General features: G+C 66.8%; 18 protein-coding genes. 7 read left to right on the forward strand and 11 right to left on the reverse strand.

The annotated features are described in order from the left end of the window. The first annotated feature begins 67 nt into the window (after positions 1-67). From IPP91_07835 to IPP91_07865, 7 genes are all read left to right on the forward strand, one after another. A complete protein-coding gene (locus IPP91_07835; GenBank protein MBL0141976.1) occupies positions 68-5,092 on the forward strand; it encodes an SBBP repeat-containing protein in 5,025 nt (1,674 codons plus the stop codon). A gap of 47 nt (positions 5,093-5,139) precedes the next feature. After that, on the forward strand, positions 5,140-5,784 hold the full coding sequence (locus IPP91_07840; GenBank protein ID MBL0141977.1) for a DsbA family oxidoreductase: 645 nt from the start codon (positions 5,140-5,142) through the stop codon (positions 5,782-5,784). Positions 5,785-5,929: 145 nt separating this feature from the next. Then, complete coding sequence (locus IPP91_07845; protein MBL0141978.1) at positions 5,930-6,133, forward strand: amino acid transport protein; 204 nt, start codon at positions 5,930-5,932, stop codon at positions 6,131-6,133. A gap of 223 nt (positions 6,134-6,356) precedes the next feature. Next, the gene (locus IPP91_07850; GenBank protein MBL0141979.1) at positions 6,357-6,689 is read left to right on the forward strand and encodes a two pore domain potassium channel family protein; all 333 of its coding nucleotides are present in this window, start codon (positions 6,357-6,359) and stop codon (positions 6,687-6,689) included. A gap of 90 nt (positions 6,690-6,779) precedes the next feature. Then, a complete protein-coding gene (locus IPP91_07855) occupies positions 6,780-7,472 on the forward strand; it encodes a two pore domain potassium channel family protein (protein MBL0141980.1) in 693 nt (230 codons plus the stop codon). A 159-nt stretch (positions 7,473-7,631) separates the two neighbouring features. Further along, entirely contained in the window at positions 7,632-9,335 is a 1,704-nt protein-coding gene (locus IPP91_07860; protein MBL0141981.1) for a cation:proton antiporter, read from the forward strand. Positions 9,336-9,403: 68 nt separating this feature from the next. After that, positions 9,404-10,369, forward strand: a complete 966-nt coding sequence (locus IPP91_07865; GenBank protein MBL0141982.1) for a universal stress protein — start codon at positions 9,404-9,406, stop codon at positions 10,367-10,369. Positions 10,370-10,420: 51 nt separating this feature from the next. Here IPP91_07865 and IPP91_07870 read toward each other — a convergent pair whose 3' ends face one another. The 11 genes from IPP91_07870 to IPP91_07920 all read right to left on the reverse strand — a co-directional run bounded on the left by IPP91_07870 (position 10,421) and on the right by IPP91_07920 (position 22,320). Continuing rightward, the gene (locus IPP91_07870; protein MBL0141983.1) at positions 10,421-11,233 is read right to left on the reverse strand and encodes a crotonase/enoyl-CoA hydratase family protein; all 813 of its coding nucleotides are present in this window, start codon (positions 11,231-11,233) and stop codon (positions 10,421-10,423) included. A 58-nt stretch (positions 11,234-11,291) separates the two neighbouring features. Beyond that, positions 11,292-12,560, reverse strand: a complete 1,269-nt coding sequence (locus IPP91_07875; protein MBL0141984.1) for an acetyl-CoA C-acyltransferase — start codon at positions 12,558-12,560, stop codon at positions 11,292-11,294. A gap of 23 nt (positions 12,561-12,583) precedes the next feature. Further along, complete coding sequence (gene ubiA, locus IPP91_07880; protein ID MBL0141985.1) at positions 12,584-13,474, reverse strand: 4-hydroxybenzoate octaprenyltransferase; 891 nt, start codon at positions 13,472-13,474, stop codon at positions 12,584-12,586. A gap of 7 nt (positions 13,475-13,481) precedes the next feature. Continuing rightward, the gene (locus IPP91_07885; protein MBL0141986.1) at positions 13,482-14,006 is read right to left on the reverse strand and encodes a chorismate lyase; all 525 of its coding nucleotides are present in this window, start codon (positions 14,004-14,006) and stop codon (positions 13,482-13,484) included. Beyond that, positions 14,003-16,438 carry an ATP-dependent DNA helicase RecG gene (gene recG, locus IPP91_07890; GenBank protein ID MBL0141987.1) on the reverse strand — a complete coding sequence of 812 codons (2,436 nt, stop codon included), beginning with the start codon at positions 16,436-16,438 and terminating at the stop codon, positions 14,003-14,005. The genes IPP91_07885 and recG overlap by 4 nt, the downstream gene beginning before the upstream one ends. 359 nt (positions 16,439-16,797) lie before the next feature. Further along, positions 16,798-17,145 carry a type II toxin-antitoxin system Phd/YefM family antitoxin gene (locus tag IPP91_07895; protein MBL0141988.1) on the reverse strand — a complete coding sequence of 116 codons (348 nt, stop codon included), beginning with the start codon at positions 17,143-17,145 and terminating at the stop codon, positions 16,798-16,800. Between the two features lie 876 nt (positions 17,146-18,021). Next, positions 18,022-18,417, reverse strand: a complete 396-nt coding sequence (locus IPP91_07900) for a RidA family protein (GenBank protein MBL0141989.1) — start codon at positions 18,415-18,417, stop codon at positions 18,022-18,024. After that, positions 18,414-20,597 carry a bifunctional (p)ppGpp synthetase/guanosine-3',5'-bis(diphosphate) 3'-pyrophosphohydrolase gene (locus IPP91_07905; protein ID MBL0141990.1) on the reverse strand — a complete coding sequence of 728 codons (2,184 nt, stop codon included), beginning with the start codon at positions 20,595-20,597 and terminating at the stop codon, positions 18,414-18,416. Before IPP91_07905 ends, IPP91_07900 begins: the two co-directional genes overlap by 4 nt. Before the next feature lie 9 nt (positions 20,598-20,606). Then, complete coding sequence (locus IPP91_07910; protein MBL0141991.1) at positions 20,607-20,828, reverse strand: DNA-directed RNA polymerase subunit omega; 222 nt, start codon at positions 20,826-20,828, stop codon at positions 20,607-20,609. An 11-nt stretch (positions 20,829-20,839) separates the two neighbouring features. Continuing rightward, positions 20,840-21,448 (reverse strand): guanylate kinase, encoded by a 609-nt coding sequence (gmk, locus tag IPP91_07915; protein MBL0141992.1) that lies wholly within the window; start codon positions 21,446-21,448, stop codon positions 20,840-20,842. A 5-nt stretch (positions 21,449-21,453) separates the two neighbouring features. Beyond that, positions 21,454-22,320 (reverse strand): YicC family protein, encoded by an 867-nt coding sequence (locus IPP91_07920; GenBank protein ID MBL0141993.1) that lies wholly within the window; start codon positions 22,318-22,320, stop codon positions 21,454-21,456. Positions 22,321-22,401 lie beyond the last annotated feature (81 nt).

Below are 22,401 nucleotides of genomic sequence, written 5' to 3' on the forward strand. Positions count from 1 at the left end.
AGGCGCCACCGGTAGCGTTGCGTCCGAGTGGGGCATAGACTCGGACACTCCTCGCAGGGGGTCACCGATGCGAAATCCCGTCGCGCGTTCCTCACGGCTGTTCGCCCTCTTCCTGTTCATGCTCGCCTGGGGTGAAGCGTGTGCGGGCCTTGGCACCAGTGCCTATGGCACGCTGCCCCTCGCGTTCGAGAAGAACCTGGGGCAGACGGACCGGCAGGTGGAATTCCTCGCCCGCGGGGCCGGCTTCGTGCTCTTCGTCACCCCCACGCGAGCGGTGTACAAGCTGCAGGGCAATGGCGGCGCGAGCATTGTGCGCATGGAGCTCGTCGGTGCGCGCAGCGAGGCGCGCGCCCGGGGCGTCGAGCGTCTTGCCGGAGAAAGCCATTACCTCCCGGGCGCCGACCCCGGCGGATGGACCACTCATGTTCCGCTCTACGGGCGCGTCGAGCTTTCCCAGGTCTATCGCGGCATCGATCTCGCCTATTACGGCAACGCTTCGGAACTCGAGTACGACTTCTCGCTCGCCCCGGGTGTCGATCCGCAGGCGATCGAGATCGAAGTTGAGGGCGCACGCGATCTCCAGATCGACGACGACGGCCGGCTCCTGGTCCATACGTCATCCGGAAGCCTGGCGTGGAAGCGCCCTGCCGCCTACCAGGAGAGCGCTGGCGGGAAACGGATGGTCGCTGCCGACTATGTCCTGCGCGCAAGCCATCGCTTCGGATTCCGGGTGGGGAACCACGACCGCAGCCTGGCTCTCGTCATCGACCCCATCCTCGCGTATTCCACATTGGCCGGCGGGACCGGGCACGACCACGCTTACGCCGTTGCGGCCGACGCCACGGAAGCGGCCGTGATCACGGGCGAAACCGCCTCGAGCGATTTTCCGACGACGGCCGGCGCGTACCCGGATGCCGGCGGCGGCGTCTTCGTCGCCAAGCTGAACGCAGCCGGATCGGCGCTCGTCTATTCGACATTCCTCGGGCCCGGCCGCGGCATGGGGATCGCGCTTCACGGCGGCAATGCCTACGTGACGGGAGTGGCGCCCGCGTCGTTCCCGGTCACGGCGGGCGCATACAACAATGCGCTGGCTGGCGACAACGTATTCGTCGCGAAGCTCGCACCCGATGGCTCGGCGCTCGTCTACTCGGCGCTCTTCGGCGCCGGCCTTTCGCAGGGAAGGGCGATCGCGGTCGACTCGACGGGAAATGCATACCTGACGGGCACGACGCAGTCCCCGGCCTTCCCGGCGACGGCGAGCGCGTTCCAGCCGACCCGCCCGACCCTCGGCCAGGTCTACCTGGGCGACATCGACGCGTTCTTCGCGAAGCTCGACGCAAGCGGTTCGTCTCTCCTGTACTCGACCTACCTGGGAAGCACCGAGAATGATTTCGGGGAGGGCATTGCCGTCGATGCGGGCGGCAAGGCTTACGTTGCGGGAACCACCACCGGCCGCGCCGCGCCGTGGAACGGCTTCCCGGCGGCCGACTCCCCGTTCCCGACCACGGGCGGCGCGTACCAGGCAGCTTTCACCGGAGGGGCCAGCGCATTCGTCGCCCAGTTCGATCCGGGCGCCACAGGGGCGGCCTCCGTGGTCTATTCGACACTGCTGGGCGGAATCGACGCGACCGCGCAGGGGCACGGGGTTGCCGTCGACGCTTCGGGAAGCGCCTACGTCACGGGCAGCGCAGGGGCCGGCTTTCCGCTGACATCGGGAGCCTACGGGGCAGCGTCGCCGGTCGCGGGCGCGTTCGTCACGAAGCTCGACGTATCGGGTTCGATGCTGTCGTACTCGGCGATGGTCGCCGGAGCCGACGGCCGTGCCATCGCGCTGGACTCCGCACGCAATGCGATCGTCGCGGGCCTCGTTTCCTCGAGCGCGGATTTCGTTTCGGTCGACCCTGTGGCGGGAGTGACCGGCGCAGCGCTGTTCCTGACGCGGATCGATGCGGCGGGCGCGACAGCCGCCTACTCCACCCCCATCGACGGCCACGCCAGCGTGCCCCTCGGCGTGGCCGTCGATCCTTTCGGCTCCGTCTACGTGGCGGGCACCGCCTTCCAGCAGTTCGGCGCGACACCCGGCGCTTACCGGACCGTGCTCGCCGGGGGCACGGACGCGTTCGTGAGCAAGGTCGTTTCCAACCGGGCTCCGGTAGCGAATGCGGGAGCCGACCAGAGCGTGATCCTCGGCAACTCCGTCACGCTCGATGCGAGCGGATCGTTCGATCCCGACGGCGGCAGCCTCACCTATTCATGGCGCGACGCCGGCAACCTCATCGTCGGCACGGGGAGCATCGTGACCCTTCCCTCCGCAGCCCAGGGCGTTCATGTCTTCACCCTGACGGTGAGCGATGGCATCTACAGCGCATCGGCGTCCGTGCGCATCACCGTCGAGGCGGTGCTGACCATCAACCTGTACGGCACGTTCACCGGCCGCGTGACTTCGACCGATGGACGCATCGACTGCGATTCCACCGGCGGCCCCGCCTGTTCAGCCCGCTATTCGGCGCCGACCCCGGTCACGCTCACCGTGACGCAGGGGGCGGACGTCGCCTTCCTGGGATGGATGCCACCGTGCGCCGGGACGGGTCCTTGCCTCGTCACGGTCGACGCCAACGTGGGCGTGGGCGCGCGGTTCGACGCGAAGATGCAGGCCCTGTCGGTCGTGAACGGGGGCCACGGGACGGTCACTTCAGGGGCGGGTATCAGCTGCGGCGCGACCTGCTCCACGACGGCGCCTTTCGGTTCGACCGTCTCGCTCACCGCGGTCGCTGATGCGGGCTATCTCTTCGACCAATGGGGCGGAAACTGCAGCGGGCCGGTGCCGGATTGCTCGCTCACGATGGACGCGGATAAATCCGTCACGGCATCGTTCAGGGCGATCACGCTCGATGCCGTCGCCTTGACGCCGGGCGCCGCCGGCGTGGCGGTCGGTAGCCAGCGCCGCTACACCGCGACCGCGAACTTCAGCGATGGCGCGGCGCGCCCCGTCAGCGCCGATCATTCGGTGGAAGCCTCGGATACCGATGTCTGCGCGATCACCCGCGACGGGACCGTGAAATGCTGGGGGGCGCGCTATCCGATCCCCGTGGCCGTGCCCGCATTCAGGAGTGCGATCGCCCTTTCCGCCGGCACCGGCAACCTCTGCGCCCTGTTCGCCAATGGGACCGTGAATTGCGAAGGGAACGCGATGGCGTCGATCACGGGCGCCGCGGCGATCGCGGCGCAAAGCCAGGTCAACTGCGTCCTGGTGGGCGCCGGCTCCCTTCCGCCGCCCGGATCGATTCAGTGCTGGAATGGGGTATCGCCCGCGGCGCCCCTCGTGACGGTGAGCGGGATCTCGAATGCCGTGGCCATCGGCGCCGAGGGCGGCAGCGATGCCTGCGCCGTGCTCTCAGACGGATCGGTCAGTTGCTGGACCGGCCTGGGCGACGCAAGCCCGGGCAGCTCCGTCCCGCAGCGCATTGCCGGAGTCCTCAATGCCACCTCGGTTGCGTTCGGCACTCAGCATGGCTGCGCGCTGATTTCCGACGGCACGGTAAGCTGCTGGGGAAACAGCGTGTATGGCCAGGTCGGCAACGGCCACATCTGCCCGGCGGGTGATCCGGATCCGCCGGCGCCCTGCCTGCCGCGGCGGGGATACACGGTCGTCGAGCCCGACCCGGCCAATCCCGCTGCGAACCGGCCGCTGGCGGACGTGGTGAGCGTCGTCACCGGCGACTACCATGCGTGCGCGCTGACTTCGAGCGGGACGGTCAAGTGCTGGGGCCGCGCCAATTCCGGTGGCAGCGCTGTCGACTCGCCGGTGGCCACGACGGTTCCCTCCCTCACGGCGATCGCGATCGCGGCGGGCGCTTTCACGACCTGCGCCACGCTCGGCGATGGGACGTTGAGGTGCTGGGGGGACCGCGCGTCGGGAGGCCTGCCGATCCCGCAAGCCACGCTGGTGCCGCAGCCGGTGGCGGGGATGGACAACATCCTCGCCTTGTCGTGGACGAGCTCCGACCCCGCCGTGGCGCGAATGACTGCCAACGGCGCTGCGGTCGGCGTCGGAGCGGGCACGGCGACGATCAGCGCGACGAGCGGATCGTCGAGCGCGAGCGTGAGCCTTGCGGTTACTGGAGGGGCGAACGTCACGACGCGGGCGATCGCGGCAAACGCGGCCGCCCCCGCGGTCACCGTAAGCTTTCCGGGCGTCACGCAATCGGGAACGACCACCCTGGCCGTCACGGATCCCTGTCCGTTCCCGCCGCCCGCCGGGTTCCAGCTGGGGACTCCCGCAACCTGCCTCGACCTGGCGACGACCGCGGTGTTCACGGCACCCGCCACCGTCTGCATCGAATACGGCCTGTTCGCTTTCACCGGAACGCCGCAGCTATTCCACTTCCAGGGCGGGGCATGGACGGACGTCACGACCTCCGTGGACACCGTCGGCAAGGTCGCGTGCGGCGCCGTGCCGTCGTTCTCGCCCTTCGCGCTGATGGAGCGGTCCGGGCGCAGGCTGCATGCCGATGCCGGACCGGACCAGGCCCTCGAATGCAGGAGTCCCCGCGGAACTGCGGTCACGCTCGACGGCTCAGGCTCGTCGCACGGGGCCAACCTGACCTATGTGTGGAAAGGCAGGTTCGGAACGGCGGAAGGGATGGTCGCGACCGTGACGCTGCCGTTGGGGGAGTCCGAATCCAGGCTCGAGGTGAGCGACGGCGTCGGGAAGTCGCAGGACGAAGTCAGGATCAGCGTGCGCGATACCCGCGCCCCGGTGATTTCCGCCGCCAAGGCGAACCCATCCGTCCTGTGGCCACCGAATGGCAAGATGGTCCCGGTGACGGTGTCGGTATCGGTGGCCGATGTGTGCGATGCGAACGCGCGCTGTCGCATCGAGAAGGTGCAAAGCAACGAGACGTCGGACGTGGATCCACGCGACAGGTCCTCGTCCGACTGGGAGATCACGGGCGACCTGACGCTGCGCCTTCGGGCGGACCGCTCGGGCCGCGGGAACGGCCGGACTTATTCCATCACGGTCGCGTGCATCGACGGGTCGCACAACCGCGCGCTGCGCATCGTCGAGGTCACCGTTCCCCACAACCGGTGACCTCGCGCCCGGGCCCGCAGGCGCAAACCCGGGTAACCTTCGCCTTCATGGACCGACAGCCGCTCGATATCGCCTTCGTCTCCGACGTCGCCTGCCCCTGGTGCGCGATCGGCCTGTATGCGCTGGACATCGCGCTCAATCGCCTGCAGGGCGAGATCGACGCGAAGCTGCACTTCGAGCCATTCGAGCTGAACCCGGACATGGGAAGCGAGGGCGACGAGGTCGTGCCGTACCTCGCGCGCAAGTACGGAATCACGCCAGAGCAGGTGGCGCAGAACCAGGCACGGCTGCGCGAACGCGGTGCGGCGGTGGGATTTGCCTTCGCGCCGCGCGTCCACGTGTGGAATACCTTCAACGCCCATCGCCTGCTGCATTGGGCCGGGCTGGAAGGCCGTGGCAGCGAACTCAAGCATGCGCTGCTGCGGGCGTACCACGGCGAGGGCCGCAACCCGGGCGCGCCGGAGGTGCTCGTCGAGCTGGCCGCGAACGTCGGGCTCGACGCGCAGCGCGCGCAGGCAATCGCGGCTGGCGACACGTACGCCGCCGAAGTGCGCGAGCGGGAGGCCCATTGGCAGAAAAGAGGGATCCACGCCGTGCCCTCGATCATCGTCAACGACCGGCACCTGATCCAGGGCGGGCAGCCGCCAGAGGAGTTCGAGCGGGCGCTGCGCGAGATCGCCCGCGCCCCCTAGCCCGCTCTTCGCTTCAGCGCGCGCCATCCCGGACCGGATCGGGTATCGGGTCGCGGCGGGTACCGCTGATCTCGTGACTCCATGTACCCTACGGCTTGCCGTCAGTCGGAGGCTTCGAGGTACGCCGGCCGCAAGCGAGAAAGCAATGTCCACGTCCCTGCTTATCTTCGGTGTGCTGTTCAGCGCGATCGGGCTCGGCTATTTCTTGTACGGCAAGAAGCAGCGTTCCGTGGTGCCGCTGTTGTGTGGTCTTGCGCTCATGGTTGTTCCTTACTTCATTTCCAGCACCACGCTGCTGGTTGTCGTCTGTACCGTGTGTTCAGCCATTCCATACTTTGTGAGACTCTGAGCCATGCCCACTTCAAGCCGAAATCCCCGCGCTCATCGTGTTGATGCGGCAGTTTTGCGCGGAGCCGGATTGTGCGCTTGACCGACGATGCTCGGAGGCACGAGTCGAGCAGCTTCTCACCAATGAGGCGCTCGGGAGCAGGGGAAGTTCCTTTCATTCGTCGGGACGCATTCAAGGGGTGCTGGCGTTGATCAAACCTGGAGAGGGCGTGGATCCGCGCGTACTGAGACGAAATTTCATGGCCGGGCTGCTCGTCGGGTTGCGGGTGGTATGGCCCATCCTGTCGGCATTGCTCGCCATGATGGCGCTGGTTGGACTGGTTGTCGGCATGCTCGAAGGCTGGTCGGTGCAGGAATCGATCTACTTCTCCTACGTGACGGGGCTGACGATCGGCTATGGAGATCTCGCGCCCAAGACCCTGCTTGCGCGCACGCTTGCAATTCTTATCGGCGCATGCGGCATCCTGCTGACGGCACTGATCGCAGCGGTCGCCGTGAAGGCGCTCACGGTCGCGCGGGACGACCCATCCGGGCCGCAAGAAGACGATGCGCGCTGACGCGTCGTTCAACCGGACCGGGTACGCCGGCAAGCGGTGCGTCCTCCGAGATGACGAACCAAGGCAATGCAAACCAGGGGAGAGGTGACGATGGCTATCGATGCCACGCGCGACGCGCTGTCGCACATTTTCTACCAGCGCTGTTTCTGGCTGTTCGTCGTCCTGATCGTTCTCATCGTCGCGGTGTCGTTCGTCCCGGCAAACGATCATGGCCGCCTGGTGGTGAACGGTGTCAACATTCTCGTCCTCATCACGACGGTGGCCGCTGTCGGCCGCACGACACTGTCATTCGTCATTGCGCTGTTACTCGCCGTCCCTGCCGTGTGGTTCCAGTACGTCGGCCTCTGGCACGACAGCGACATCGATCTGGCGGGATCGTGGATGTTCAGCGCCGCGCTCTTTTTCGCCGCCATCGCGTATCTGCTTCGCTACGTTTTCCAGCCCAGGGTCATGACGCAGGACAAGCTGTTCGGCGCAGCGGCTGCCTATCTCATGATCGGCCTGTTCTGGGCGTACCTCTACGCGATCGTCGGATTCATCTATCCCCTGTCGTACATGATCCTCGGGCAACCGGGGCAGCTCGTCTATGCCGATGCGCTGTACCTGAGCATGACCGTGCTCACCAGCACGGGCTTCGGGGACGTGACGCCGCTCACGCGCCCGGCGCGCGGCATATGCATGGTCGAGCAGATTGCCGGGGCTCTGTTCATCGCGATACTCATCGCCCGCCTGGCCGGGGTCTACCCGCCGCGGGAGAGCTACGTCGACGACAAGGCGGCGTAAGCTGCCACCAATCGAGCCATCCCCGCCGATTCGCCGGGCAGTGCTCGACAAGCTGATATTGCGCTTCGGTGATTTCCATTCCCGCGGCATCTCACGGAACTGATCGTCGGCGTTTACAGGCCGCAGGTCGCCAGGCTTTCACGGTGAATCACGGACATGATGGAATATCTGGTTCAAATCATCCTGCTTCTGTCCGTGGCGATCACCGTCGTGGTCATCTTTCAGCGCCTGCATATCCCGACCAGCCTGGGATATCTGCTGGTGGGGATCATGCTCGGGCCGCACACGATCGGGCCGGTCGTTTCGATGCCGGAGCTGGAAACGCTCGCGGAATTCGGTGTCGTGTTTCTGCTGTTCACCATTGGACTCAATTTCTCCCTGCCTCAACTGCACGCGCTGCGACACCAGGTTCTCGGGCTGGGCACCGGGCAGGTCGTGTTCACCACCCTGGGGGTTGGGGCGGTGGTGTGGCTCGCGGGCCTGCCGGTTGCGGCCGCGTTCGTGTTCGGCGCCGCTTTCGCGCAATCTTCCACGACGATCATTGCCAGCCTGCTCACCGAGCATGGCGAGGAAGACACTCAGCATGGCCGCCTTGGGCTCGCGATGTCGGTTTTCCAGGACGTCACGGCTGTTCCATTTCTCGTGGTCATACCCGTGCTGGGTGTGGCGGTCACGGCGGATGTACTGGGGGGCAGGCTGGGCCTGGCCCTTGCCAAGGCCGTGCTCGCCTTCGCGCTGGTCTTCTTTGCGGGGCGCTGGTTGCTGCGTCCGTTGTTCCATGTGATTGCCGAACGCAGATCGGTCGAGATGTTCACCCTGGCCGTGCTGCTGGTCGCCTTGCTCGCCGCCTGGATCACAAACAGCCTGGGCTTGTCGCTGGCATTCGGAGGGTTTCTTGCCGGAATGATGCTGGGCGAAACGGAGTTTCGCCACCAGGTGGAGTCCAGCATCAGCCCGTTTCGGGATGTGTTGCTGGGCCTGTTCTTTATCGGCATCGGCATGCGCTTCAATCCGGCGGCGATACCCCCCATCTGGCACTGGGCCGTGCTGGGCGCCCTGCTCATTGTCACGAGCAAGACACTGATCGTTGCCGGCATGGTGCGCAGGGCCGGAGTCGATGCCCGGATGTCGTGGCGTACCGGATTGATGTTGAGTGTGGGCGGCGAATTCGGGCTCGCGCTCATCGCCATTGCGCTCGAGTCCGGCGTGATCGACATGCAGTTGGGTCAAATCGCGATAAGCGCCGTGCTGCTGTCGATGATTGCCGGCGCCCTGCTGATTCATTTCAATGGCGCGATAGCGGCCTGGCTCGTCAGAGCGCCTCGCGCAACGGCTCACGTTACTGCGGAATTGCCGGAGGCCGCCAGGCAGCAGGTGGTGATCGGCGGTTACGGGCGCGTGGGCCACACCATCGCCGTGCTATTGCACGCAAGCGGCATTCCCTTTGTTGCCTTCGACACCGATCCGAAGCGGGTGGCCCAGGGACGGGCGGATCGGCATGCGGTCTGGTTCGGCGACATCGCCGACCCCGGATTGCTTTCCGCGATCCATGTGGAAAGGGCTGCTCTGGTCGTGATAGCCGTTGACAGACCGGAGACCGCGCTGGGCGCGATGTCGTATATAAACAGAACCTGTCCGCAGGTGCCTGTCATCGTGCGCGCACGGGATCTCGAGACCAGTACGCGCCTGCTTGCCGCCGGTGCCGCCCACGCCTATCCGGAAGCGATTGAATCGAGTCTGCGCCTGGGCGCCACCGCGCTGAAAATGCTCAATGTAAGGAGCGATGAAATCGACGAAATGGTTCAAGGCGTGAGAGACAGGGGTTATCAGCCCGTTCTGGATAATGAGACAGGCAAACCGTAAGATGTTTCATCGGCTGCGGAAGTCGTCGAGTACGAAGCCCGCTCCATGAAAAAGGGAAGTCCATCGGGATGAAGTCATTCAGAAATATTCTGTACGTATCCGAAAGCGCCGTGGCCCAGGAGGCCTCGATCTTGCGAGCCGTGTCGCTGGCGGAAAACAACCAGGCGGACTTGACCGTCATCGACGTGGTTCCGGCCGTCACGGCGGGCATGGGCATGCCGCGCGGCGCTCCGATAGGTCATGAACTGCAGGCCGCCACGGTGAACGAGCATCGAAAGAGGCTCGAGGCGCTGGTCGAGCCTTACACGAAGCGCCTGGGCATCCGGCTGGACGTACTGGTGGGCAGAACGTTTCTCGAAGTCATTCGGTTCATTTTGCGCAACGACCACGATCTGCTGATCAAGCCGGCCCAGAATCCGGGCTTCATCGAACGGCTGTTTGGCAGCGACGACATGCAGTTGCTGCGCAACTGTCCGTGTCCCGTATGGTTGACGGGCGCGGAGGAGACCTCGAAGTGCCAACGAATACTCGCCGCCGTCGATTTCGATCCGGACAAGCCGGATGCAATAGAGCAGGACCTCAACCGGCAGATACTTGGATTATCCGGTTCTCTCGCATTCTCCGACTTTGCCGCGCTGCATGTGGTTCATGTCTGGGATGCCCCGGCCGAAGCGATGTTGCGCATGTGGGCCGAAAACGCGCAGGCGACGAGCAGTGCCTATGTCGAGGGCGTGCGTGCAAGCCATGAAAGCGCCTATAACCACCTGCGCAAGCAACTGATGGAGCGTGTCGGCAAAGATGCCGGCGACCATCTGTCTCCTGAATTCCATATGCGTCGAGGGGTCGCCGCCACCGTCATACCAAGAATGGCAAAGCAATTGGAGGCTGACTTGGTGGTCATGGGCACGGTAGCCCGAACAGGTATCGCCGGCTTGCTCATCGGGAACACCGCCGAGGCCATTCTCGAACAGCTGCAATGTTCCGTGCTTGCCGTCAAGCCTCCCGGCTTTGTCTCACCGGTAAAGCCCGCGTAGGCTGGGGTTCGGAAGAATGGCAAGCACGGGGTCGGGGACCGGGTGACCTCTTCAGTCGCGAAACAAGGGCGGGCGCCTCTCGCGTGCGGCGGCGCCCGCTTCGGCGAGGTCCTTCGACAGCAGCATCGCGGCATTCCAGGTCGCCACGTAATTGAGCCCGTCCGCCACGGAATGATCGCGCGAGTAGTTGAGCATTTCCTTGCAGCCGCGGATCGCGAGGGGTGATTTCGCGGCGATCGACCCCGCGATCTCCATCACGCCCGCGTCCAGCGCCTCGGGGTTCGCGAAGACGCGGTTCACGAGGCCGATCTCGCGGGCTTCGTCCGCCTCGAACGTTCGGCCCGTGTAGACGAGCTCCCGGGCCATGCCCTCGCCCACGAGGCGCGGGAGCCGCTGCAGCGTTCCCACATCGGCCGCCATGCCCACGTCGATCTCCTTCACCGAGAAGCGCGCATCCGCCGAGCAATAGCGCATGTCGCAGGCGGTGATGAGGTCGATGCCGCCCCCGATGCAGGCCCCGTGCACCGCGGCGATCACGGGCTTGCGGCAGCGCTCGATGCTCGTGATCGTGTCCTGCAGGTCCAGGATCAGCCGGCGCAGCTTCTCCCTGCCGCGCGCCTCGTCCTCGTCACGGATGTGCGCGCCGATGCCGGCGAGCATGGCGAGGTCGATGCCGGCGGTGAAGTGCTTGCCCGCACCTTTCACGATGACCACGCGGACGCCGGGCGTCGCATCGGCCCAGCGCATCGCCTCGCGAAGCTCGTGCCACATCGCCTCTTCCATGGCGTTGGCCTTGTCGGGGCGGTTCAGGGTGACGGTGGCGACGGCCTCGTGCCGGCCGATCGCGAGCGTGCTGAATTCCATGGACACTCCGTTGGGATGTGAAACGAAATGGGGGCGGGGTCCGGCGATCAGCCGTCCGTCACGCGGACTCGAGCAGAGCCACCGTGCCCAGGCCCCCGTCCGCGCAGATCGATGCCACCGCGCGCTTGCCCGGCCCCAGCGCGGCGAGCTCCTTCACCGTCTGCGAAAGAATTCGCGCACCGGTCGCGCCAAAGGGGTGGCCGATGGCCACGCTGCCGCCGTTCGGATTCAGCCGGTCCCACGGGAACCTGCCGAGCGAGGCGGCGATGCCGGCCTTCTCGCGCACGAACGATTCGTCCTCGATCGCCGCGACGTTGCACAGCACCTGCGCGGCGAAGGCTTCGTGGATTTCCCACAGGTCGATGTCGGCGAGCGTGAGGCCACGACGCGCCAGGAGGCGCGGGATCGCATAGGCAGGCGCCATCAGCAGGCCTTCGTGAAAGACGTCAACCGCGGCGATTTCCCAATCGACGAGGCGCACGCGCGGCACGCCGGCCGGCAACCTGGCGAGCCCCGCATCAGTGGAGACCCACAGGGCCGCGGCGCCGTCGGTGAGGGGAGAGGCGTTGCCGGCGGTGATCGTGCCCGCCTCGCGGGCGAATGCCGGGCGCAGCCTCCCGAGCTTCTCGATCGTCGTGTCCGCGCGCGGAATGCCGTCGCGCACGGCCTCGCCCGCAGGAATGACGAGGTCATCGAAGAACCCGAGCGCCAGCGCCTTCACCGCGCGCTCGTGGGAGGCAAACGCGAGGCGGTCCTGTGCCTCGCGCGCGATCTTCCAGGCCTGCGCCATCTCCTCGCAGTGCTCGCCCATGCTCTTGCCCGTGGCGCGGTTCTTCACGCCGGGCACGTGCAGCTTCACGTCGGCGAGGCGCAGGTCGAGAAGGCGGTCGATGCGCTCGCCCACCGTTCGCGCCTGCGTGAGCCGGCGCAGCCAGTCGGAGAGCCCCTGCGAAAGCGCGATCTGGACGCGGCTCATGCTCTCGACGCCGCCCACGAGTGCCAACTGGTGCGTGCCGCCCAGCATTCCTGCCGCCTCGAAGGCCGCGACCATGCTGGTGGAGCATGCGAGCACCGTGGAAAAGGCCGGCGTCACGGGGTCGAGGCCGGAATCGACGATGACCTCGCGCGCGATGTTGCTCCACCCGAGGTTGGAGGCGACCGTGCCCCACACCATCAGGTCGGGGCGCGTGCCCGGCGCAAGCTGCGCTCCCATGGCTTTGGCCACCGGTACGGAGAGCGCCACCGCATCGAGGGCGCGCAGGCCTGCATCCACGCGCGCGAAGGGCGTGCGCACACCCGGGACGAGCCACACGGGAGCCTGGGACATCACGTTGCCGTTCATGGCGGTTCCTATCCGAGAGCGTGCTTCGGAAAATGGGTATCGAGGAGAACGCCCGCGAAGACCGCGAGGCCGATCCAGTGGTTGTGCCCGAAGGCCCGAAAGCACCCTACGCGCGAGCGATCGCGGATCCAGAGGATGTGATAGCCCGCGATCACTCCCCCGCACAGCAGGCCGGAGAAGTAGAACGGGCCATAGCCCTGCCAGAGGCCGATCGACGCCATCGCCGCGAAGAAGAGCCCGTAGCAGGCGAGCACCGCCAGGACGTCGAAGCGCCCGAAGAGGATCGCGGAAGTCTTGATGCCGATCTTCAAATCGTCGTCGCGGTCCACCATCGCGTATTCCGTGTCGTAGGCGAGAACCCAGAAGAAGTTGGCCGCCAGAAGCGCCCACGCGAGCGCAGGAACCTTGCCCGTCTGCGCCGCGAAGGCCATCGGAATGCCGAAGCTGAAACACATCCCCAGCCACGCCTGCGGTATGGCGAGGAAGCGCTTGGTGAACGGGTAGATGGCCGCGATGACGGCCGCCACGACGGCCAGGCCCACCGTGAGCAGATTGAACATCCAGACCACCATCATGAACGCGAAGAACGCGAGGGATGCGGCGACCAGCACCGCCTCCTCCGGATGGATCGCGCCCGAGGCGAGCGGCCGCCCGCGCGTGCGTTCCACGCGCGAGTCGTAGAAGCGGTCGGCCCAGTCGTTGATCGCGCATCCGGCCGAGCGCATGAGGACGGTGCCCATCACGAATATCCAGAGCACGCGCCAGTCCGGCACTGCGCGAACCGCGAGCCACAGCCCCCAGAGCGTCGGCCACAGGAGCAGCAGGATCCCCACGGGCTTGTCCAGCCGGACGAGCTTCTCGTAGGCATCGATGCGCGCGAGGATGGCGGCGAGCTTCACGCGGCCCTCATCCGAGCGCGATGAGCGAAGGCAGGAAAACCTCCGTCACCAGCAGCGGCCGGCCGCGCTTCACGAAGCGCGAGCGGCGCGCCCACAGGACCGGGAAGTCGTGCCCGAACACCCGGCGCGCCCGCTTTCCGAGGGGATGCCGCGAATCGATGCGCACGTACTCGAGCGATTCGCGCGCAACCAGCGGGTCCGTGAAGAGCTCCTCGGCCAGGGGACGGCTGCCCAGCCCGCGCAGGCCGCGCCAGACGCCGTTGAGGTCGCGCCACGCGGCGATGGAATGCGCAAGCACCACGGGCGTTCCGTTCGCGTGCAGCACCACCTCGCGCACCAGCGCGCGGCGATGCGCCGGCTGGCACAGGCACGCATACTCGTCCTCGTTGGGAATGTGCAGGCCCTGCCGGATCACCTCGACGCGGAAATCGCGTGCGCGCGCCGTGATGCGCCAGGTGAGCGATCCGCGCCAGGCGAGCCAGGGGCGCCAGGGATCCGTGTGCGGCGGCGCGAGCCGTTTCCATCGGTTCATGCCTTGAGGTAGAACTGCCGGTGGCCGAGCCAGCGGTCCAGGTGCCTTTCCACCGCGTGCGAGCGCTCCGCGATCATCGTGTCGGCCACCCCCCGCGCGAGCTCGATCAGGTCCGCGTCGCGCTCGAGATCGGCGAAGCGCAGCAGCGGCGCCCCGCTCTGCCTCGCCCCGAGGTACTCGCCCGGGCCGCGCAGCAGCAGGTCCTGGCGCGCGATCTCGAAGCCGTCGGTGTTGCCATAGATGATCTTGAGCCGGGCACGGGCCGCCTCCGACAGGGGTTGATGATACAGGAGGATCGCCAGGCTCCTGGCTGTGCCGCGCCCCACGCGTCCGCGCAGCTGGTGCAGCTGCGCGAGCCCCATTCGCTCGGCGTGCTCGATCACCATGAGCGTCGCGTTGGGGACGTCCACGCCCACCTCGATCACGGTGGTGGCCACGAGGAGCTGCACGCGCTTCGCCTTGAAGTCGGCCATCACCTGCGCCTTCTCGTCGGGCTTGAGGCGCCCGTGCACGAGGCCCACGGCGAGGTCGGGAAAGGTGGCCTTCATCGTCTCGAAGGTCTCGAGCGCCGTCTTCAGCTGCAGCGTCTCGGACTCCTCGATGAGCGGGCACACCCAGTACGCCTGTGCCCCTTCGCGGCAGCTGTCGCGGATGCGGTTGATCACGTCGTCGCGGCGCGATTCATCGACGAGCTTGGTGACCACGGGCGTGCGCCCGGGCGGCAGCTCATCGATGACGGACACGTCGAGGTCCGCGTAGTAGCTCATCGAGAGCGTGCGCGGAATGGGCGTCGCACTCATCATGAGCTGGTGGGGCTCGAGGCCTTTCGACGCAAGCGCCAGCCGCTGCGCCACGCCGAAGCGGTGCTGCTCGTCCACGATGGCGAGTCCCAGCCGGTCGAATTGCACGTCACCCTGGAACAACGCATGCGTGCCGATGGCAAGCTGCGTCTCGCCCCTGGCGATCGCCTCCAATGCCGCTTTCTTCGCGCGCGCCTTGAGGCTCCCGGCGAGCCAGCTCACCTTCACGCCGAGCGGCTCCAGCCAGTGCGAGAGCTTGAGGTAGTGCTGCTCGGCGAGAATCTCCGTGGGCGCCATGAGCGCGGCCTGCCAGTCGTTCTCGATCGCCTGCAGCGCCGCCAGTGCCGCGACCAGGGTCTTGCCGCTGCCCACGTCGCCCTGCAGGAGCCTTCGCATCGGGTGCGGCTGCGCGAGGTCGTGGGCGATGGTGGCCAACGCCTTCCGCTGCGCGCGCGTGAGGCGGAACGGCAGGGACTTCACCAGCGCGTTGGTGAGCGCGTGCCTGTCGGGCATGCGCGGCGCGGCCTTGCTGCGCCGCTCGCGGTAGGCGATGCGCATCGCGAGCTGCTGGGCGAGGAGCTCGTCGAACTTGAGCCGGCGCCACGCCGGGTGCGTGCGCTCGTCCAGGCTCGCGGCATCGACGTTCGGCGGCGGGCGATGCAGGAAGAGGACGCTTTCGCGAAAGCCCCCGAGCGCCAGGCGCTCGAGGAGCGCGGGCTCCAGCGTGTCGTCGAGGAGCAGCGTATCGAGCGCATGCTCGATGAACCCGTGCAGGTTGGCCTGCGACATCCCCGCGGTCGTGGGGTAGACCGGCGTGAGGGAGGAGGCGAGGGGCGAGTCCTTCTCCACCACGCGCACCTTGGGATGAACCATCTCGGCGCCGAAGAAGCCCGGGCGCACTTCCCCGAACAGGCGAAGCCTGCGACCCGGCGCCATCTGCTTCACCTGGCTCGGATAGAAGTTCAGGAAGCGCACCCACAGCTCCGACGGGCCGTCGGCCAGCTTCACGACCAGCGTGCGGCGCGGGCGGTATTTCACCTCGCACTCCACGACGTCGGCTTCGACGAGGACCGGCTCGCCCGAGCCCGCCCTGGAGAGCGGCGTGAGCTTCGTCTCGTCCTCGTAGCGCAGCGGCAGGTGCAGCACGAGGTCGAAGCGCGAGTGTATGCCGAGTTTTTCCAGCTTCGCGCGGACGGCGGGACCCGCCACCAGGTCGTCGCGCGGTGGCACGGGGGTCGGCTCGGCGACGATCGCCGCCACGGACCTGGCGGAGCGCTTCGATACGGGCGCGCTCACGGCTTCACCCTCCCGGAATGCAGTCGCATCGCGGCCGCCACGATCGGCTTGGCCCAAGGAGGCGTCGCCGACAGGTTCGCGGGACCCGTGATCCGGCCACGCTCGAGGTGCAGCAAAAGCCGCGGCCTGGGGCTCTTGCCCGCGGCGGGATCCGCTTCGACGCTGTTGTCGTAGACACGAAGTGCCGCGAGCTGCGGCATCAGGTGCACGAGGTTCAGGCGGCTGTGCTCGAAGCGGCGACGGATGTCGGACTCGGGAATGTCGTGGCCGCCCCTGTGCACGCGTGCGCGCACGCGGCGGATGTGCAGCTCCGGCGTGGTGAGCCCCACGTACCAAACACGCACCTCGAAGCCCTCCCCGGCTGCCTCTCTTAGCAGACGCGGGATGGTGCTCGCGCCCAACGTGGTCTCGATCGCGAAATCGAGCCGGCCCGCGATGGCCTTCTCGAGCAGGCGCCTGCCCTGCTGCCAGGCGGCGCTGTTGGCTTCGTCCTGCCGTAGCCCGGGATTCACCGTCATCAGCGCGCGGGCAGCCTCGTCGGGGTTGTAGTAATCGGCGCCGAATGCGCGGAAGGCCGCTCCGCCCAGGCTACTCTTGCCCGCGCCATTGACGCCCGCGAGCACGTAGAGCCGGGGAGTAGCGCGTGCCACGATCGCGGACCCGGGGGCGGAAGCATCCGGCGTAAAGGGCGCCCGTCAGCGACGCCTGGCGGCCTTGGCCGCGGCCTTGCCCACTTGCGCAGGCGCGGCGTCAAACGCGGCCGCCATGGCCTTCCTCGCCTTCGGCTCCTGCATTCCCGCGAGCAGGCCGTCGAACTGCCCGGACAAGTCGTCGAGATCCGGAAAGCGCGATCGCACCAGCGCCTCGAATTCCGCGTAGGAAATGAGCACGGCCTTGGGCGCGTCGTGCTTGGTGATGGCCACTGCTCCGCCCAGGGCCGCCTTCTCGAACACGGCGCCGAACTCGTTCTTGAAACGGCTGGCGGCGACGGTTGGCAGGGCGATGAGCTCGCCCTGGCGGTTGCGATAGGTGAGGGTGGACATGGGGCCTCCGACTTCCAATTGGCCATTATAGCCAATAAGGACAATACCGGGGGGCTTGTCCAAAAGGCCTCGGCCTCGCCGCTGCGCGCCGGAAATCGAGCCGACTGCGAATCCCCAGGTCTTAGGTACGAGCCCTATTGGGGGAGATTTCTCAGACAGCACGACATTGCGCTTTGAGATGCATTTGATGCGGGCGGCCTATCGAGATCGGGCTGGCAGCGGGCAAAGTCGGATCTTGGCATTCGCCTCCAATGGGGTCGGCGCGCCAGACGAGCGCTGGATCGTCTCATACCCCAATGACCCCATCTCCATATCGACGAGCCTGCCAATAGCTTTCAGAACAGGGCATTGGGCGCCGTGCGATCCAGTCAGGTGGCGTTTCAGTCCCGCCTTCGTAAGGCCGGTCGCATACGTTCGTACTTGCCGATCGGACCGACAAAGCGGACAGATAGCCCGAGGCGAATCATGGTGTTGTCGGACGTCGCCGCCGAGCACGCCGCCACGCTCAAACTCCACTGCCGCAATTGTCTGAGGGGCCGCACTATCGAACCACAACGCCTTTACATATCGGGGCTTGTTGGGGAGAGTCGTCAGCCGCTCGATGAAAAGCGTCTCTTTTTCACGTAACGCTTCACTGATTCACGGCGGGAAAACCGTAATCAGCACTTCCAGCGCCTCGATGATCAGGCGCCGGGTCTCCGCAAGCTCGCGTTTCGGAATCGTGAGTGTGGCCCCGGTATTGGGTACCAGCTTTAAATTTCTCCCAGCCATGATCGTACCTTTTTCGGGTGAACTTCAACTGACCCATAACGTGCGCTTGCGCTTTGGGGCATTGGCGCTGTTCGCGGCAACATGAATCAGTTTGTGGGCAACTAACTAGCCCGGGCTTTTCGGAGACGCGATGTGCATGACCGCGTCGATCTCGACGGCCGCGCCGCGCGGCAGCGACGCCACGCCCACGGTCACGCGCGCCGGAAAAGGCTCGCGGAAATACGCCGCCATGATCTCGTTCACCTTGGGGAAGTTCGCGAGGTCGGTGAGATAGATGGTCACGCGAACGACGTCATCGAAGCTGCCGCCGGCCGCGCCGCATACCGCGAGCAGGTTGTCGAAGACGCGCCGTACCTGGCTCTCGAAGCCCTCCACCAGTTGCATCGACTTCGGGTCGAGCGGGATCTGGCCGGAGAGGTACACGGTATCGCCGGCGCGCACGGCCTGCGAATAGGGGCCGATGGCGGCGGGTGCATCGGGGGTCGAGATGGTCTGTTTCATGTGGGCTTCTTCTTCAGGCGGGAGAGTCTGACGACTTCGGGGATGCGGCGCATGCGCCGGAAAACCTGCGCCAGGTGCGTGCGGTTCCTCACCTGGATCGTGAACACGATCGTGGTGTAGGCGGTGCTCGAGCGCTCCTCGGTTTCGATGTGGTCGATGTTGGAATCGGCCTCCGAGATTTCCGCGGCCAGCCGCGCGAGGACCCCGCGCTGGTTGGCGGCCGTGAGGCGCACGTTCACGTCGAAGAGGCGCTCGGGGGCCGGGTCCCACTGCACGTCGACCCACTTCTCCGGGTCGAAGTGGAAGGGATGGATCGCCGGGCAGTCGTGCGTGTGCACCAGGAGCCCCTGCCCCTTCCTGATCTGCGCGATGATCGGGTCGCCGGGAATGGGCCGGCAGCACGGTGCGAACTGCACCGCCAGGCCCTCGGTGCCGCGGATGGTGACCGAATCGAGGCGGTGCGTTCCCTCGGCCATCGCCTCCGGGGTGGCGAGGAGCTTCTTCGCCACGACCACCGCGAGACGCTTGCCCAGCCCGATGTCGGCCAGCACCTCGGCGCGCCCCCTGCCGGCGTCGCCCTTGAAGAAGCGCTTCCAGTGCTCGTCCCCGATGTCGTCGGGATTGGCCCTGAGCGAGCGCAGCGCCTGCACCAGCAGCAGCTCGCCCACCTCCGCCGATTCCGCGGACTGCATCGTCTTCAGGTAGTGCCGGATGTGCGAGCGCGCCTTGCCCGTGGCCACGTAGGAGAGCCAGACCGGGTTGGGCCGCGAATCGGGGTCGGTCACGACCTCCACGCGGTCGCCGTTGCGCAGGGCCGTGCCCAGCGGCACCGTCTCGCCGTTCACGCGGGCCGCGATGCAGTGGTTGCCCACGTCGGTGTGCACCGCGTAGGCGAAGTCGATGGGCGTGGCGCCGCGCGGCAGCGAGAAGATCTTGCCCTTCGGCGAGAAGACGTAGACCTCCTCCGGGAAGAGGTCCACCTTGATGTGCTCGAGGAACTCGAGCGCATCGCCCGACTCGCTCTGGATCTCGAGGAGCGACTGCAGCCACTGGTGGGTCTTCAGCTGCACGTCCTTCGACTGCTCCTCGGCGCTCTTGTAGAGCCAGTGCGAGGCCACGCCGGCCTCGGCCACCTTGTGCATGTCGGGCGTGCGGATCTGCACCTCGACGGGCATGCCGAACGGGCCGAAGAGCGTCGTGTGCAGCGACTGGTAGCCGTTCGCCTTGGGGATGGCGATGTAGTCCTTGAACTTGCCCGGGATCGGCTTGTAGAGCGTGTGAAGCGCGCCCAGGGCCAGGTAGCAGGCCGCCACGTCCGGCACGAGGATGCGGAAGCCGTAGATGTCGAACACCTCGGAGAACGAGATGTTCTTCTCCTGCATCTTCTTGTAGATCGACGAGATGTGCTTTTCCCGGCCGTGCACCTGTGCCTCGACCTTGAAGTCGCGCAGCCGTGCCTGGATCGCCTCCTTCAGCTTTCCCACGGCGTCGCGCCGGTTGCCGCGCGCGCGCTTGAGCGCCTTCTCGAGCACGCGGAAGCGCGTCGGGTGCAGGTAGCAGAAGCCCAGGTCCTCGAGCTCGTAGTAGATGGCGTTGAGCCCCAGCCGGTTGGCGATGGGTGCGTAAATCTCGAGCGTCTCGCGGGCGACCCGTTCCTGCTTCTCTGCGTGCACGGCGTCCAGCGTGCGCATGTTGTGCAGCCGGTCCGCGAGCTTGATGAGGATGACGCGCACGTCGCGCGCCATCGCGAGCAGCATCTTGCGGAAGTTCTCGGCCTGGGCGTGCTGGAGGGTCGCAAACTCGATGCGATCGATCTTCGACACGCCGTCCACCAGCTCGGCCACGGCCTTGCCGTATTGCTTCGCGATTTCCGTCTTGGTGGTGGGCGTGTCCTCGACCACGTCGTGCAGCAGCGCGGCCATCAGCGCCTGCGGATCGAGGTGCCATTCGGCCAGGATCTTCGCCACCGCGAGCGGGTGGGTGACGTAGGGCTCGCCGCTCTTGCGGTACTGGCCCGCATGCGCGGCGCGCGCAGTTTCGTAAGCCCGCTCGATCTGCGCGATGTCCTCGGGCTTGAGGTAGCCCAGCACCGAGGAGAGCTCCGATGCGTCCGGGCCGGGCGGGGTCGTGCCCGGGCCCTTAAGGCCTCCCGCGACCGTCTGGACGCCGGGGAGGGACATGACTGCAGGTCAGAGGACGGGCGGCGTCGGAGCCGGCGGGGCGAGGAGTTCCTTGCCGACCTTGCCGCCCGCGATCTCGCGCAGCGCGATGACCGTGGGCTTGTCCCGGTTGGCCTCGACGAGGGGTGAGGCTCCCAGGGCGATCTGCCGCGCGCGGTTCGTGGCCGCGAGCGTGAGCTCGAAGCGATTGGAGAAATACTTGATGCAGTCGTCGACCGTGATACGGGCCATGGTGAACTCCGTTACCTGAATTCTTCGAGGAGGCGCGAGAGGCGGTTTCCCCGCCGGTCCCGCGAAAGACGCGCCGCGCGCACCACCGCACTCAAGTCGGCGAGCGCCACGTCGAACTGTTCATTGACAATTATATATTCAAATTCAAGAACATGCGAGATTTCTTCGCGGGCGCTCGCCATGCGCCTTTCGATCGCCTCGGCGGAGTCCTTTCCGCGTGCCGTGAGCCGGCGGCGAAGCTCGTCGATCGAGGGGGGCAGGATGAAGATCCCGACCACGCCCGGAAAGAGCTTACGCACCTGCCGGGCGCCCTGCCAGTCGATCTCGAGGAGCACGTCGTGCTCGCCCGCAAGCTCGGCCTCGATCCACCTGCGCGAGGTGCCGTAGAAGTTGCCGTACACGTTGGCGTGCTCGAGGAAATCGCCTGCAGCGTTCATAGCATCGAACGCCTCGCGGGAGACGAAGTGGTACTCGCGGCCCTCGACCTCGCCTTCGCGCGGCGTCCGGGTCGTGAAGGACACGGAAAGGCGGATGCCGCGTTCGGCCTCGAGCATCGCGTTCACGAGGCTGGTCTTGCCGGCGCCGGAGGGCGCCACCACGACGAAGAGGTCGCCGGACATGAGGGCTACTCGATGTTCTGGACCTGCTCGCGCATCTGCTCGATGAGCACCTTCAACTCCACCGAGATGCGCGTCATGTCCGAGGAGACCGACTTCGACCCGAGCGTGTTGGCCTCGCGGTTGAGTTCCTGGCAGAGGAAGTCGAGGCGCTTGCCGCAGGCCCCCCCCTTGTCGAGGACGCGCCGGAACTCGGCCACGTGGGCGGACAGGCGCTCGAGTTCCTCGTCAACGTCGATGCGGGCCGCGTAGAGCACGACCTCCTGCTGGACGCGCTCGTCGGCAGGCGAGGCGGCGGCCTCCGCGAGGCGGGCGGCGAGCTTGTCGCGGAAGGCCTTCATCACCTCGGGCATCAGCGGCTGCGCCTGCGCCACGAGAGCGGCCATGGACTCGAGCCGCTCGCGAAGCACGTTCGCGAGTTTCTCGCCCTCGCGCCGGCGCGTCTGGCTGAGCTCGGCCACGGCCTGCGCGGCGAGCCTGGAGACATCCTCGCGGATGCTGTCCGCGGCGACTTCAGCGTCGGCCAGCACGCCCGGCCAGTGCAGCACCTCGTTCACCGACAAGTTGCGCGCCTGCGGGAACGCGGAGGATACGCGCGCCGAAGCGGCGGCCAGCGCGGCCATGGCCTTTTCGTCCGGCGCCAGGCCCCGCTCGCCCGCGGCGGCGGGCGTGAAGGTGAGACGGCAGTCGATCTTGCCGCGCGTGAGACCCGAGGCGACGACCTCGCGAAGCACGGGTTCGAGCGCGCGCAGATCGTCCGCGAGACGGCACTGGAACTCGAGGTAACGGTGGTTGACGCTCTTGAGTTCCACCGCCAGTTGCCCGCCGGCGATTTCGCGGGTGGCGGCGGCAAAGCCGGTCATGCTGGCGATCATGGCGCGCTCGATTCCATGGGGGATGGCGGGGCCGGCGGGGGAAAGACCCTTCGCATCGCGGCTTTACAAGCCGATTTCGAT

Source organism: Betaproteobacteria bacterium (assembly GCA_016720855.1).
Lineage (GTDB): Bacteria > Pseudomonadota > Gammaproteobacteria > Burkholderiales > Usitatibacteraceae > FEB-7.